General features: G+C 70.0%; 6 protein-coding genes. 4 read left to right on the plus strand and 2 right to left on the minus strand.

Translation table 11 applies throughout. The features are described from left to right. Nucleotides 1-72 precede the first annotated feature (72 nt). On the plus strand, nt 73-1,833 hold the full coding sequence (gene argS, locus ABZU32_RS34305) for an arginine--tRNA ligase (RefSeq protein WP_354929034.1): 1,761 nt from the start codon (nt 73-75) through the stop codon (nt 1,831-1,833). A gap of 216 nt (nt 1,834-2,049) precedes the next feature. Here the strand turns inward: argS and ABZU32_RS34310 are convergent, their stop codons facing one another. Beyond that, the gene (locus ABZU32_RS34310; RefSeq protein ID WP_354929037.1) at nt 2,050-3,150 is read right to left on the minus strand and encodes a hypothetical protein; all 1,101 of its coding nucleotides are present in this window, start codon (nt 3,148-3,150) and stop codon (nt 2,050-2,052) included. A gap of 224 nt (nt 3,151-3,374) precedes the next feature. Continuing rightward, nucleotides 3,375-4,355: an AraC family transcriptional regulator gene (locus tag ABZU32_RS34315; RefSeq protein ID WP_354929040.1), complete on the minus strand. Its 981-nt coding sequence runs from the start codon at nt 4,353-4,355 to the stop codon at nt 3,375-3,377. A 370-nt stretch (nt 4,356-4,725) separates the two neighbouring features. Between ABZU32_RS34315 and ABZU32_RS34320 the strand changes: the two genes are divergently transcribed. From ABZU32_RS34320 to ABZU32_RS34330, 3 genes are all read left to right on the plus strand, one after another. Continuing rightward, nucleotides 4,726-4,974: a hypothetical protein gene (locus ABZU32_RS34320; protein WP_354929043.1), complete on the plus strand. Its 249-nt coding sequence runs from the start codon at nt 4,726-4,728 to the stop codon at nt 4,972-4,974. 132 nt (nt 4,975-5,106) lie between these two features. Next, nucleotides 5,107-8,004, plus strand: a complete 2,898-nt coding sequence (locus ABZU32_RS34325; protein ID WP_354929046.1) for an AMP-binding protein — start codon at nt 5,107-5,109, stop codon at nt 8,002-8,004. Then, the coding region (locus ABZU32_RS34330; RefSeq protein ID WP_354929049.1) for an SDR family NAD(P)-dependent oxidoreductase at nt 8,004-14,828 on the plus strand (6,825 nt) is incomplete at its 3' end. The genes ABZU32_RS34325 and ABZU32_RS34330, both read left to right, overlap by 1 nt.

The following is a 14,828-nucleotide window of genomic DNA, read 5'->3' on the forward strand; positions in this document are numbered from 1 at the left end:
TGACGAGGATTCGCCCGGGCATACCGCCGGCCAGCACAGTCCGACCGTCCGAAATTCTCCTGAAAGGAAGACATGGCTCCGGTTGTTCCACTCGCCGTCCAGATCACATCACGGTTGCTCTCCGCGATGGACCGGGCCCTTCCCGCGGAACACGCGGGGGCCGATCCTCAGGTGCGCCGCTCCGACCGGGCGGACCTGCAGGCCAACGGGCTGCTCGCGGTCGCCAAGAAGCTGCGCTCCCAGCCGCGTGAAGTCGCGGAGAAGGTCGTCGCGTCCCTTGAAGGAGCCGATCTCATCGCCTCGTGCGAGGTGTCAGGACCGGGCTTCCTGAACCTGAGCTTGACCGACTCCGCGCTGCTGCGACAGGTCGAAGCCCGGCTCGCCGACGATCGCCTGGGGCTCCCCCGCTCGCTCGACGGCACGACCGTCATCGACTACTCCCAACCCAACATCGCCAAAGAGATGCACGTCGGCCATCTGAGGTCGACCATCATCGGTGACTCGATCGCGCGGATCCTGGGCTTTCTGGGCGAGGACGTGGTCCGGCAGAACCACCTGGGCGACTGGGGAACCCAGTTCGGGATGCTGATCCAGTACCTCACCGAATCCGGCGGGGAATGGCGGCAGGGGAAGAGTCCGGCCGCGAGCTCCCTGTCGTGGCTCAACCGGCTCTACAAGGACTCCCGGGTCAAGTTCGACTCCGACGAGGAGTTCGCCGAACGGGCCCGAACCCGGGTCGTCGCGCTCCAGGCCGGAGACGCCGAGACGCTCCGGTCCTGGCGGGAGATCGTCACCGAGTCCAAGCTGTACTTCAACGAGGTGTACGACAAACTCGGCGTGCTGCTCACCGATGAGGACGCCGTCGGGGAGAGCTTCTACAACCCCTTCCTCGCCGAGGTGGCGAACGAGCTGGAGAGGTCGGGCGTCGCCGTGATCAGTGACGGCGCCCTCTGCGTTTTCTTCGACGACATCATGGGCCAGAACGGCGAGCCGCTGCCGCTCATCATCCGCAAGAGAGACGGCGGGTTCGGATACGCCGCCACCGACCTGGCCGCCATCCGCCACCGCGTCGGCACCCTCGCCGCGCATCGGATCCTCTATGTCGTCGATGCCCGCCAGGCGTTGCACTTCCGTATGGTCTTCGAAACCGCCAAGCGCATCGGCTGGCTGAACGGCGAGGTCGACGCGGTCCACCTCGCCTTCGGCACCGTTCTCGGCAAAGATGGCAAGCCCTTCAAAACGCGTTCGGGGGAAACCGTCCGGCTCATCTCACTGCTGGACGAGGCCGTCGACCGGGCGCGGCTCGTGGTGCGGGAGAAGAGCCGCGACCTCGCGGCCGGCGGCCGGGAGACCATCGCCGCGGTCGTCGGCATCGGCGCGGTCAAGTACGCCGACCTGGCCACCAGCAGGGCGAAGGACTATGTCTTCGACGTGGACCGCATGGTCTCGCTGAACGGGAACACCGGTGTCTACCTTCAGTACGCGCATGCCAGGACCCGTTCGATCCTCCGGAAGGCGGGACACGACCTTGTGGCACGGGCTCGCGTGCATCAGGGAGTCGTTCTCGAACCTGCGGAGCGCGCGCTGATGCTCAAGCTCGACGATCTCGATCTGACTCTGAAAGAGGTCGCTCACGCCTACGAGCCGCACCGGCTCTGCGCCTACCTCTTCGAACTCTCCCAGACCTTCACATCCTTCTTCGATGCCTGCCCCGTACTGAAGGCGCCCGGCCCCGAGATCATGGACAACCGCCTCATGCTCTGCCGGCTCACCGGCGACACGCTGAGAATCGGCCTCGATCTCCTCGGACTCGCCGCACCCGACCGGCTCTAGGAGTGTCCTGAGTCGACATCACCGGGATTGCCTGCACTCCAGGCAGCGCCCCTGGTAGGTCTTCGCCATGGCGCGTGGAGACCTCACCGACGAGGAGTGGTCCTTGATCGGGCCTCACTCGCCGCTGGGTGAGCGAGGCCCGATTCTGGATCTGCGACGGCGGTTCAACGCGGTGATGGAACGGTTTCGGACCGGCAGCCCGTGGCCGGGGACCGACTACCTGAAGGCGCGGTGGAGCTGGGTCATGGTGAGTTGGACGCGGCTCTTGTTGCCGACGACCACGTAGGTTTCGTAGGTGACCTTGTCTCCCTTGTCCATGACTCCGCCGGGGGTGGTGACCTGGATGGTGTTCTCGCCGAAGTGGCCGTTGTAGTCCGTGGGCGGGCGGGTCATCGTGTAGTAGTAGGCCTTGTCGCCGAGAACGTCGGGCTTGACGTACATGCCGAGGCAGTAGTCGCCGTCGCCCGTACAACGGACCATGGGGTCCTTGCTCGTGTGAGAGTCCACGGGCTTGGGCGACAGGCGACCGGTGGCGGGGCTGTAGGAGAAGACCTTGGTGAAATCCGGCTGCAGGTAGGCGACGAGGACGCCGTCGAAGTAGTCGTGTCGTTCGTCGTCCGAGGTGATCGTGGCGGCGGCGCGGAAGACGTTCTCCAGCTCGGGCACGTCGTGATCGGGGGCGAGCTCGATCGAGGTCCGCAGCCAGTACGGCGACAGGCCCATGGTGAACGGGACGCGCTTGGCCTGGTGGTCGGCGCTGCGGCAGTCGCCCCAGCCCGGTTTCGTGTCCGCGAGGGTGACGAACATCGCGGGCCTCACCTCCGTGCGAATGGAGCCGCCGGACCTGGCCATGGTGTAAAGCGCGCTGGTGCTGGGACCGTGGTAGGGCGGCGGCTGGCCCACGTCGTCCACGCGAGCGCCGGCCTGCGTGGGGTTGTAGCACTCGGTCGACGCCTCGCCCTTCTGCCAGGCGTGGAAGGCGTACTGGAAAGCGGCACCATGGCCGCCGCTGGAGATGAACTCCTTGTCGTTCACCTTGACCGACGCGATCGCGCCGGCCAGCGCCGTCGACGTCGTGACCGCCAGCCTGTTGCGCTTGTCGACCAGAACAGACGCCGTGACGTCCTGGAACGTCCGGTCGTAGTTCTTCTTGGTGGCGCATTCGGACGTGTACGTGAGCACGAAGTCGTCGTAGGCCGGGCTGCTGCGTGGCGGCGCCTCGCACGAGCTTGGCGCGGCGGTCGCTGCCACGGGAGCGACCGCCGCTGTCATGACCGTGACCGCGGCCAGTACGGCCCCCTGTCGGATGAATCTCATGCGCGAATTCAACCGGCACCCGGTGATGCAGCATGATCTTTTCAAGAAAAAGGAAAATGTCAGGGGTGGCCGGTTCGGGAGGCCTACTGTGCTGCGTCCGTGATTCGTCTGGTGTTCGTGGTCATGGGGCGTCTGGGGCTGAAGGCGGAGCCGCCACATCTGATCGATGGCGAGCGGTCTTGGCTTGAGCGACGGGTGCGGGCGACGCCAAGGGGCTGCCGCGTTTACCGGTGTCCTTGCCGGGTGCTGGACGGCGGCCGGCCGTAGGCCTGCCTGTACAGGGCCGCGAAACGGCCGAGATGGGTGAATCCCCACCGGAGGGCCACATCCGTGACGGTCGTCTGGCTGCCCGTCTCGGCGATACGGACCAGATCGGCGTGGGCGTGAGCCAGCCGTACGGAACGGAGATAGGCCATCGGGGTGGTCCGCAGATGCTCGCGGAAACCGAGCTGGAGAGTGCGGACGCCGACCCTGGCCGCGGCGGCGATGTCGCCAAGACAGATCGGTTCGCCGGCGTGATCTTCGCAATAGCGGGTCGCACGCCGAAGAGCGGCAGGGGTCCACGAGGCGGGGGGCCCGCCGAATGCGTGGGAGTAATTGTGGGACTGGGAGGAGAGCAAGGTGTGCAGCAGGAACTGCTCGAAGTGATGCTCGGCCAGCTTCGAGGCCGCGAAGGGCAGCGTCCCCCCCGTACCGGTCGACGACAGCATTCTCAGCGCGTGACCGAGCGCGCTGGTGGCATCCACCCCCGGTTCGAACCGCAGTCGCTCCTTGGGAGAATCACCTAGGTAAGCCTCGAGCGCCTCCTGCATGAGTGCCGACGGAATCTGCATCAGCATTACTTCGTGATCGAGGCTCCAACGCATGTCGATCTTCTGCTGGGGACCTATGAGGGAGATCGGTGCGGTGACGTCCCCCCCGTTGAGCGTCACCTCGCCGGCCCCTCGCAACGGCATGATCGCATAGAAGTTGAACGACTCCGACGTCCCGGTACGAATCTCTGCCCCATATGACGCGGTGTACAGGCCGATCTTTCCCCGGTGGAGAAGCTGGTATCGAGCGCCATTCGGATGCGACTTGACAATACGAAGGTAGTAATACGGGTAATGCTGCTCCAGCAGTTCTCGCAGCTGATCGACGTCTGCGGTGACCGCCGGATGGTTCATCGATGGGCCCGAGGCACACCCCGGCCCCTGCGAATTCATATCCATCATCGTGCTGATTTCCCCTACACACTCCGCCAATTGCCACGTCGACGCGAGCGGTCGCGCCTGGTACTCGGCATGGAGGCTGCTTCGATCCGGTCGTCGATACAAGTCAGGAGGGTCTGAGCTCCGCGATATGACGACGTGCATTCCGGAATGCGCGTATCCATGTCATCTCCACGGCGGAAGGATCATGGACTCTTCCCCTGCGGTCAGCAGGTTAGCGATGGATGGCGATATTGTAAATGTGAATCCGGACATTTCTAAGTACTTCTAAATGAATCACGCCCTGGCGGGTTGTAGATAAACTTGCCCCTCGACTCGCGGAACTCCCGGTGCCTGCGGATGCGCCCTGCCGAGAGCCGATGCCGTGCTGGACGACTGCGAACACCTCATCGCGGCCACCGCCGAGCCGGCCGATGTGCTGCCGGCCTGCCAGGGGTCGCGGGTGCCGGTTACCGGCCGGAAAGCGCTCGGCATCACCGGTGAGGCGATTCCGCCCATGGTGCCGCCGCGGCCGCCGCCCCGGAGGTGGCGGCGCTGCTGGAGCGGCGTCATCCGCTGCCCGAGGTCCGGCGGGTGCGGCCCCTACGCCGCGAGCGACGCCGCCGCCACCTGATCGGTGAAACGCCCACAATTACTGGCATTGTGAGTAGGCGACCGGCCCCGGCGTTAGGGGCGGCTAGGGGTACATCTGGGGGGGGAGCCCCGACTTAGCCTGATCTCTGCCGCCTGAGGGAGATCGTCGATTATGCGGAATAACCGGCCGATATACAACGGGACATTCATCCACGACTTTCTCGACCAAAGCGCCGCGGAGTTTCCCGATTCGCCAGCAGTGAGGGACTCCACCGGGATTTGGACCTATCACGAACTGGATACGATCAGCCACGCGGTGGATCGCTGGCTGGCCGGGCACAACGTCGGCCCGGGCACGCGAGTGGTGGTTCAGGCCCCCACCGACCGCCGGTTGGCGGCGCTGTTCTTCGGCGTCTCCCGTCACGGCGCCGTCTTCGTGCCGCTCAATCCGGCGATGAAAAGCTTCCACCTGCGTTCGGTGCTCGAGAACGCCGACCCCGCGCTGGTGATCATCGAATCCGCCGGCGGGAAACCCGACGCCGTGCGCGCGCTCACCGGCGCACCCGTCCACGACTTCGAAGCGGTCTGGGACGAGGTGACCGAACTCGCTAGCCGACGGGCGCGCGTGGCCGTGCCGAGTGAGATCAACCCCTCGGACCTGGCCGCGCTCGTGTACACCTCGGGCAGTACGGCGGAGCCGAAAGCGGTGATCTGCCCCCACGCCCAGGTCTGCTTCGCCACCGTGGCGCTCGTCGAGGCGCTGGACTACCGCCCGGACGACGTGGTCTTCTGCCGTTTCCCGATGTCCTGGGACTACGGGCTGTACAAGCTGCTGATGACCTGCGCCGTGGGCGCCGAACTGGTCTTCGCCGACGCCGGCGCCGACCTGCGGCTGGTCGACCAGTTCCGCAAGACCCGGGCGACGGTGGTCCCGATCGTGCCCTCGCTCGCCAACATGATCATCGCCTCGGCACAGCGGCAGGCCGAGCCCACCCGCGGGGTGCGGTTGTTCACCAACACCGGCGCGGCGCTGCCCGCCGCCACCATCGACGCGCTGCGGACCCACTTCCCCGGCGCCCAGGTGGTCCGCCAGTTCGGCCAGACCGAGTGCAAGCGCATCTCCGTCATGCCTCCGGAGGAGGAGCGGGAGCGCCCGGACTCCGTCGGACGGCCGCTGCCCGGCACCGTCGTCCACATCCTCGACGCCGACGGGAACCCGGTGCCCACCGGGACCACCGGGGAGATCGTGGTGACCGGCCCGCACGTGATGCCGGGGTACTGGCGCAATCCCGAGGTGACCGCGAAGACGTTCCGCCTCGACCCGGAGACCGGGGAGCGGCGCCTGCACACCGGTGACTACGGCCACCTCGACGAGGACGGCTACCTCTACTTCGACGGCCGCCGGGACGACATGTTCAAACGCAAGGGCATCCGCATGAGCACCGTGGAGATCGAGGCGGCGGCGCTCGACATCGCCGGGGTCCGGGCGGCCGCCGCGCTGCCCCCGGACGGTGAGCACGATCTCGCGATCTTCGTCGAGGCCGCCGACGGGGCGGAGCTGGAACCCCACGCCGTCCTCCGCGAACTGGCCGCCCGGCTGGAGCCCGCCAAGGTGCCCGCGATCTGCCGGGTGATCCCGGAGATCCCGCGGTCCGCGCACGGCAAGTACGCCCGCGACCGGCTGCGCGACATGCACGCACGGGAAGCACGTCCGGCCGCGCCCCGTCCCCGGGAGCCGCTCGCGGACTCGGTGCCCACGGACGCGGCCCGGCAGGCGGAGCCCCTCCGCACGCCTCCGAAGATCACCCGTGAGGAACTGGTCCGCCGCTTCGGATCCCCGCTCTATGTGTACGACCTGGACCGGGTCACCGCGGCGCACCGGGACCTGGCCGAGTTCATGCCGGAAGGCACGACGATCTACTACGCGCTCAAGGCCAACCCCCACCCGGACGTGGCCGGCGCGCTGCGTACGGCCGCGGGCGGCGGCTGCCGTGCGGAGATCAGCTCCACCGGGGAGCTGGCGGCCGCGCTGGCCGCCGGGTTCACCGGCGCGGACTGCCTGTACACCGGGCCCGGCAAGACCGCCGGGGAACTGGCCGAAGCGCTCGCCGCCGGGGTGCGGCTGTTCTCCGTGGAGTCGCTCACCGACCTGCAACACGTCGGCGCCGCGGCGACCGCGCAGGGCACCGTCGCCAAATGCCTGCTGCGCGTGAACAGCGCCACCGCGGCCGCCGCCACCAGCATCCGGATGACCGGCACCCCCTCCCAGTTCGGCAACGACATGGAGGAGCTGCCCGCGCAGGTGGCCGCGATGCGCGCGGTCGCGGGCACGCGGATCATCGGCGCCCACTTCTTCCCGCTCAGCAACGCCGCGGAGGAGGACAGCCTGCTCGGCGAGTTCCAGCACACCGTGACGGTCGCCGCGGAGGTGCAGCGCATCCTGGGCGAACCACTCGAGCTGGTGGATCTCGGCGGCGGGTTCTCCGCGCCGTACGGCGTGCCCGGTACGCGATCCGCCTACCCGAACCTGCGCAAAGGCCTGGAAGAGGCGCTGGACAAGTACCTGCCGCAGTGGCGGGACGGCCGGCCGGGCATCGCCTGCGAGTCCGGCCGGTACCTGGTGTCCGACTGCGGCGAGCTGCACTGCAGCGTGGTCAACGTCAAGGAGAGCCGGGGCCGCACCTTCGTCATCCTGGACGCGGGGATCAACGCGTTCGGCGGCATGTCCGGGCTCGGCCGGCTGCTTCCGGTCCAGGTCAAGCCCGCGTCACCGAACGGCGGCACGACGCACGACGCCGTGCCCGGCCGCCGGGCCGCGCTGGCCGGGCCCTTGTGCACACCCGGCGACCTGCTCGCCCGCGAGGTCGAACTGCCCGACCCCGCCCCCGGCGATCTGGTGACCATCCCGCACGCGGGCGCCTACGGCCTCACCGCCAGCCTGTCGCTGTTCCTCGGCCGCCCCGCGCCCACCGAAGTGGTGATCCGCGGAGACGAGATCGTCTCCGTCTCCCGGCTGCAACGCCAACGCGTCTACGACCCGCCGCGAAACCCCGACCCCCGGAGCGCATGATGGCAACCCCAGGAGACCACGGCGGCCCTTCCGAGGCCGAGCTCGACGGCCTCGACGAGCTGCCCGCCGCGGAGCAGCGCCGGGTGCTCCTGGAACTGGTGCACCGGGAGACCAGGGAGGCGCTGCGCGGAGTGGAGGGCGGCGAGCTGGCCGAGGTGACCTCCAACCGGCCGTTCCGCGAACTCGGCCTCGACTCCCTGGCCGCGGTGGACCTGCACGACCGGCTGGTCACCGCCACCGGCGTGACGCTGCCGATGACCCTGGCCTTCGACTACCCCACACCCGAGCTGGTCGCCGACTACGTCCGCGCCGCCGTACTCGGTCTGCCCGTGCCGGAGCCCGCCACGGGCCGCGCGGACGTCCTGGACGTCACGCCCGATGCCGACGCCGACCCGGTCGTCCTCGTCGGCATCGGGTGCCGGTTCCCCGGCGGCGTCGACTCCGCCGAGGGACTGTGGCGGATCTTCGCCGAGGAGCGCGAGGTGCTCGGCGACTTTCCCACCGACCGCGGCTGGGATCTGGAGAACCTGTTCGACCCGGACCCCGACGCCCCAGGGAAGAGCTACGTGCGTCACGGCGGCTTTCTGCTCGACGCGACCGGGTTCGACGCGGACTTCTTCGGCATCAACCCGCGCGAGGCGCTGGCCATGGACCCGCAGCAGCGGGTGGTCCTGGAGACCTGCTGGGCCGCGCTGGAGCACGCGGGAATCGACCCGACGTCGCTGCGCGACCGGCCCGTCGGCTCGTTCTTCGGCGCCGAGGTACACGAGTACGGCGTGCGCGTGCACCAGGCGCCGGAGGGCCTGGACGGCTACCTGATGACCGGCAACGCGCCCAGTGTGATCTCCGGACGGCTCGCCTATCTACTCGGCCTGTGCGGGCCGGCGATCACGGTGGACACCGCGTGCTCCGGCGCGATCGTCTCGCTGCACCTGGCCTGCGCCTCGCTGCGCTCCGGCGAGTCCTCCCTGGCCTTGGTCGGCGGGGTGACGGTCATGGGCAGCCCGGGCATGTTCACCGCCTTCAGCCGGCAGCGGGGGCTGGCCCCGGACGGCCGGGTGAAGGCGTTCGCCGACGCCGCGGACGGCACCGCGTTCTCCGAGGGTGTCGGGGTGCTGGTCCTTGAGCGGCTTTCCGAGGCGCGCCGCCACGGGCACCGGGTGCTGGCCGTCGTGCGCGGCACCGCGATCAACCAGGACGGCAGGTCCAACGGGCTGACCGCGCCGAGCGGTCCCGCGCAGCGCCGGCTCATCCAGGACGCACTGGCGGCCGCCCGGCTGGAGCCCGCGGATGTGGACGCGGTCGACGCGCACGGCACCGGCACCGCGCTGGGGGACCCGATCGAGGCGCACGCGCTGCTGGCCACCTACGGCCAGGACCGGCGGTCGCCGCTGTGGCTGGGCTCGGCCAAGTCGAACCTGGGTCACACCCAGGCGGCCGGCGGCATCGCCAGTGTGATCAAGATGGTCCTGGCGATGCGGCACGAGCTGTTGCCCAGGACGCTGCACGTGGACGCGCCGTCGTCGAAGGTGGACTGGTCCGGTGGCGCCGTGGAGCTGCTGACCGAGGCCCGGCCGTGGCCGCGGGTCGAGGGCCGGCCGCGCCGGGCGGGGGTGTCGTCGTTCGGCATCTCCGGCACCAACGCGCATGTGATCGTGGAAGAGCCGCCTGTCGAGGAGCCGTCGGTGGCCGGCGGCGGAACGGTCGTGCCCGCCGGCGAGGAAGCGTGGGCCGGGGCGGAGCCGGCGGAGCGGGACGGCATCACGGCCACCGCGCTCGAGGGCGACCACGCCGCCGCGCCGACACCGGTGCCGGTGGTGGTGTCGGCCAAGAGCGAGGCGGCGTTGCGGGCGCAGGCCGGTCGGCTGGCGGGATTCGTGGCCGGGCACGATGCGGCCGGTCCGGTGGAGGTGGCGGCCGGGCTGGCGCGCCGGGCCGCCCTGGATTACCGGGCGGTGCTGCCGGCGGCGGACCGGGAGAGTCTGCTGGCCGGACTGCGGACCCTGGCCGCCGAGGAGTCGCAGGCTTCGGGGTTGGCGGCCGGCGGGTCGATGGCCTCGGTGGTGGGCCGGGTGCGGCCGGGCCGGGTGGCGGTGGTGTTCTCCGGTCAGGGTGCTCAGCGGGCCGGGATGGGCCGGGAGTTGTATGCCGCTTTCCCGGTGTTCGCCCGTGCTTTGGATGAGGCGTGTGCGTTGCTGGAGGCCGAGCTCACCGCCATCGACGCTGCCGGGGTGGTGACCGGCCTGGCCGATGGGCTGGACCTGCGGGAGATCATCCTCGGCCGGACCGGTGAGACCGGCGAGTCTGGTGGGTCTGCTGCTGGTGGGGTGCTGGATCAGACGGTGTTCGCTCAGGCCGGGCTGTTCGCGGTGGAGACGGCGTTGTTCCGGCTGCTGGAATCATTCGGGGTACGGCCTGACTATGTGGCCGGGCATTCGCTGGGGGAGATCACCGCGGCGCATGTGGCCGGTGTTCTGGATTTGGCGGACGCGTGCCGGTTGGTGGCCGCTCGTGGCCGGTTGATGCAGGCGTTGCCGTCCGGTGGTGCGATGGCGGCGATCGGCTGCGGCGAGGACGTCCTTGCCCCGGTCCTGGCCGATTACGGCCGGGTGGCCGTGGCCGCGGTCAACGCGCCTGGTTCAGTGGTTGTCTCCGGCGCGTCCGACCAGGTCGAGCAGGTGGTGGAGTGGGCGCGAGAGCGCGGGCACCGGACCCGGCGGTTGCGGGTGTCACATGCGTTCCATTCGCCGTTGATGCAGCCGATGCTGGAGGAGTTCGCCGCGGTGGCGGCGTCGCTGGTGTTCCATCCGCCGACCGTGGCGCTGGTGTCGGGGGTGAGCGGACGGCCCGCCGGGTCGCAGATCACCGAGCCCGGCTACTGGGTGGAGCATGTGCACCGGCCGGTGCGGTTCGCCGATGTGGTGACCACCCTGCGCGGGCAGGGCGTCGGCTGTTTCATCGAGGCGGGCCCGGACGCCCAGCTGGCGCCCATGATCGAGCAGACCCTCGCGCACCACGACAACGACAACGACCACGCCGGTGACCGGCACCTCGACGGAACCGGTGGTGGAGACGGCGACCACGCCCAGGTCCGCGGTGCCGGCAAAGACGCGGAGCCTGCCTCGGTGGTGGCGTTGCTGCGCCGCGACCGGGACGAGACCGCTCAACTGGTCGCCGGACTGGGCCGGGCATGGACCTGCGGCACCGGCGTGGACTGGACCGCCTGGCCGTCCTGGACCACCGGAACCGGAACGGCGGGACCGGCTGGGACCCGCGTCGGCGACCTGGATCTGCCCACCTACCCCTTCCAGCATCGCCGTTACTGGCTGCAGGCGGCTCCGACCGGTGACCCGGCCGCGCTCGGTCTGCGTGCCGCCGACCATTCGATCCTTGGTGCGGTGGTGGAGCAGCCCGACGGCGGCGCCATCCTGACCGGCCGACTGTCGCTCACCGCTCAGTCCTGGCTGGCCGACCACGCCATCAACGCCACCCCCATCCTGCCCGGCACCGCCTTCGTGGAACTGGCCCTGCGCGCCGGAGACCAGGTCGGCTGCCCCACCATCGACGAGCTCACCCTGCACGCCCCGCTGGAGCTACCGAGTCGGGGTCAGGTGACGATCCGGGTGGTCGCCGGCCGATCCGCCGTGGACGGGCGGCGGCCCGTGGAGATCCACTCCATCGGCGAAGACGGTGTCTGGCTACGGCACGCCACCGGCATCCTCTCCCCCGTCCCCGCTCCCGGCTCGGCGGCGGCACACGAGTTCGCCGACTGGCCACCGCCGGGCGCCGAACCGCTCGACGTCACCGGCCTCTACCCGGCGATGGCCCACCGCGGCTACGACTATGGCCCCGCTTTCCGCGGCCTCACCCGAGCCTGGCGCCGCGGCGAGGAGGTCTTCGTCGAGGTGGCGTTGGCCGACGGGGTGGAGGCGACGGGCTTCGGCGTGCACCCAGCGCTGCTCGACGCGGCCCTGCACGCCACCGACCTGCTGCCCGGCCACGAGCAGGACACGGCGTTGCCGTTCGCCTGGCGCGGGGTGTCACTGCATGCCGACGGGGCGCGTGCGGCGCGGGTCAGGCTGCGCCCGGACGAGGAATCCGGGGTTCGGCTCGACCTCGCCGACCCGGTGGGCCGGCCGGTGGCCACGGTGACGTCACTGGCTTACCGCCCGGTGCCCGCGCAGTGGTCGAGTTCGCGCTCTGCGGCGCATCAGTGGCTGCACGAGGTGGTGTGGCGCCCGATGGACGTGACGGTGTCGTCGGGTGGCATCGGCGCGGATCTGGTCATCGATGCCACCGAGTGGGCCAGGGTCGGATCCGCCGACAGTGGGACGCTGGACCGCCTGCGCCGTGGCGTGGGTTCGGTGCTGGCCCGCTTGCGCGAGTGGCTGACCAGTGAAACGAGAGCTGACGCCCGGTTGGTGGTGGTGACCCGGGGTGCGGTGGCCGTGGCCGACGGCGAGGTTCCGGATCCGGCGCAGGCTGCGGTGTGGGGGCTGGTGCGGGCCGCTCAGTCGGAGGAGCCGGGCCGGATCACGTTGGTCGATCTGGAAAGCGACACCGAGACGGCACCCGGTGAGGTGGCGCCTGCCGGTGCCTCGCTGGGCCGAAGCGGTGACGAGGTGACCGACGCGGTGGCGGCGGCGCTGGCCTGTGGTGAGCCGGAGGCGGCGGTGCGCGGGGGCCGGCTGTGGGTGTCCCGGATGACGCACGTGGCATCCCCCGACCTGGACGGTGGAGTCTTCCCGTCGCTTGGGGAAGCCGGCCAGGTGGGCGGTGAGGATGCCGAGGTCGTGTGGCCGGTCGATGGGACGACGTTGGTCACTGGTGGTACCGGCGGGTTGGGTGCCCTGGTGGCGCGGCATTTGGTGGCGGTGCATGGGGTGCGGCATCTGTTGCTAGTGTCTCGCCGGGGCTTGGAGGCCCCTGGCGCGGCTGAATTGCGTGATGAGCTGACCGGGCTGGGTGCCGAGGTGTCTGTCGCCGCGTGTGATGTGGCTGATCGGGACGCTCTCAGCGTGCTGTTGGAGGGGGTTGGTGGGGTGTGGCCGTTGCGTGCGGTGGTGCATGCGGCGGGGGTGGTGGATGACGGGGTTGTTTCGTCGTTGTCGGCTGGTCGGGTGGAGGCGGTGCTGCGGCCGAAGGTGGATGCGGCGTGGCATCTGGATGAGCTGACGCGTGGTGGGGATCTGGCGCGGTTTGTGGTGTTCTCTTCGCTGGCCGGGGTGATGGATGGGGCCGGGCAGGGCAATTACGCGGCGGCCAATGCCTTTGTCGATGCGTTGGCGGTGGCTCGGGCGGCGGCTGGTCTGCCGGCGGTGTCGCTGGCGTGGGGGCCGTGGGCCGAGGAACGGGGGATGGCCGGTCGGATCGGCGCGCGTGACGAGGCGCGGATGCATGCCGCTGGCGTGGTGGCGTTGACCGCGGGTCAGGGGTTGGCACTGCTGGACGCGGCTGTGGTGGCGGGGCGGCCGTTCGTGGTGCCGGCCCGGTTCGATGCGGCGGCGCTGGGCCGGCGTGGGGCCGGTCTGCCGGCGCTGTTGCGGGAGTTGGCCGGTCCCGCGGTGCGTCCCGCGGCTGATCCCGCGCGGGTGGCCGATCCCACCGCGGCGCCCGGCGCCGCTGGTACGGCTGGCGCGGGTGCGGAGCGGCCGGTGATGGCGCTGGCACATCTGTCGGCGCGGCAGCGCCAGCGGCAGTTGCTGGACATGGTGTGTGCTCAGGCGGCGGCCACGCTGGGGCATGACACCGCTGCGGCCATCGATGCCGATCGGCCTTTCCAGGAGTTCGGGTTCGATTCGCTGACCGCGGTGGAGTTGCGTAACCGGTTGCACACGGTGACCGGGTTACGGCTCACCCCGACCTTGGTGTTCGATCACCCCACTCCTCGCGCGCTGGCGATGCATCTGGATGCCACGGTGTTCGGCGGCACTGCCCGCCGTCCGGTCGCGGCCGCTGCGCCCGGCGGCCCTGCCGATGATCCTGCCGGTGACGCCGCTGGTGACCTGATCGCCGTTGTCGGGATGGCCTGCCGTTTCCCCGGTCAGGTCACCAGCCCCGACGACCTGTGGCAACTCCTGGTCGACGACCGCGATGGCATCACCGGCTTCCCCACCGACCGAGGCTGGGACATCACCGGCATCTACGACCCCGAGCCCGGCAAGCAGGGTCGCACCTACACCCGGCAGGGCGGGTTCCTGCACGACGCGGCGTACTTCGACCCCGCCCCGTTCGACATCGGTCCGCGCGAGGCCACCGCCATGGACCCGCAGCAGCGACTGCTGCTCGAAGCGTCCTGGGAGGCTCTGGAGCGCGCCGGCATCGACCCGTCCGGACTGCGCGGCACCCCGACCGGGGTGTTCGCCGGAGTGATGTACCACGACTGGGGCACTCGGCCGGGCAAGGTGCCGGAGGAGTATGCCGGCTACCTGGGCAACGGCAGCCTGGCCAGTGTGGTGTCCGGGCGAGTCTCGTACGCGTTCGGCCTGGAGGGGCCGGCGGTGTCGGTGGACACGGCGTGTTCGTCGTCGCTGGTGGCGTTGCATCTGGCGGCGCAGGCGCTGCGGAGCGGGGAGTGTGATCTGGCGCTGGCCGGAGGCGTGACGGTGATGGCCACGCCCGACACCTTCACCGACTTCGGCCTCCAGCGGGGGTTGGCCGCTGATGGGCGGTGTAAGTCGTTCGCCGAGGCGGCTGATGGGGTGGGTTGGGGCGAGGGTGTCGGGGTGCTGGTGGTGGAGCGGTTGTCGGACGCTCGCCGTCGTGGGCACCAGGTTCTGGCGGTGTTGCGCGGTTCGGCGGTGAACCAGGATGGTGCTTCCAAT

The sequence above is a fragment of the Sphaerisporangium sp. NPDC005288 genome (genome assembly GCF_040607475.1).
GTDB classification, from domain to species: Bacteria; Actinomycetota; Actinomycetes; order Streptosporangiales; family Streptosporangiaceae; genus Sphaerisporangium; species Sphaerisporangium rhizosphaerae.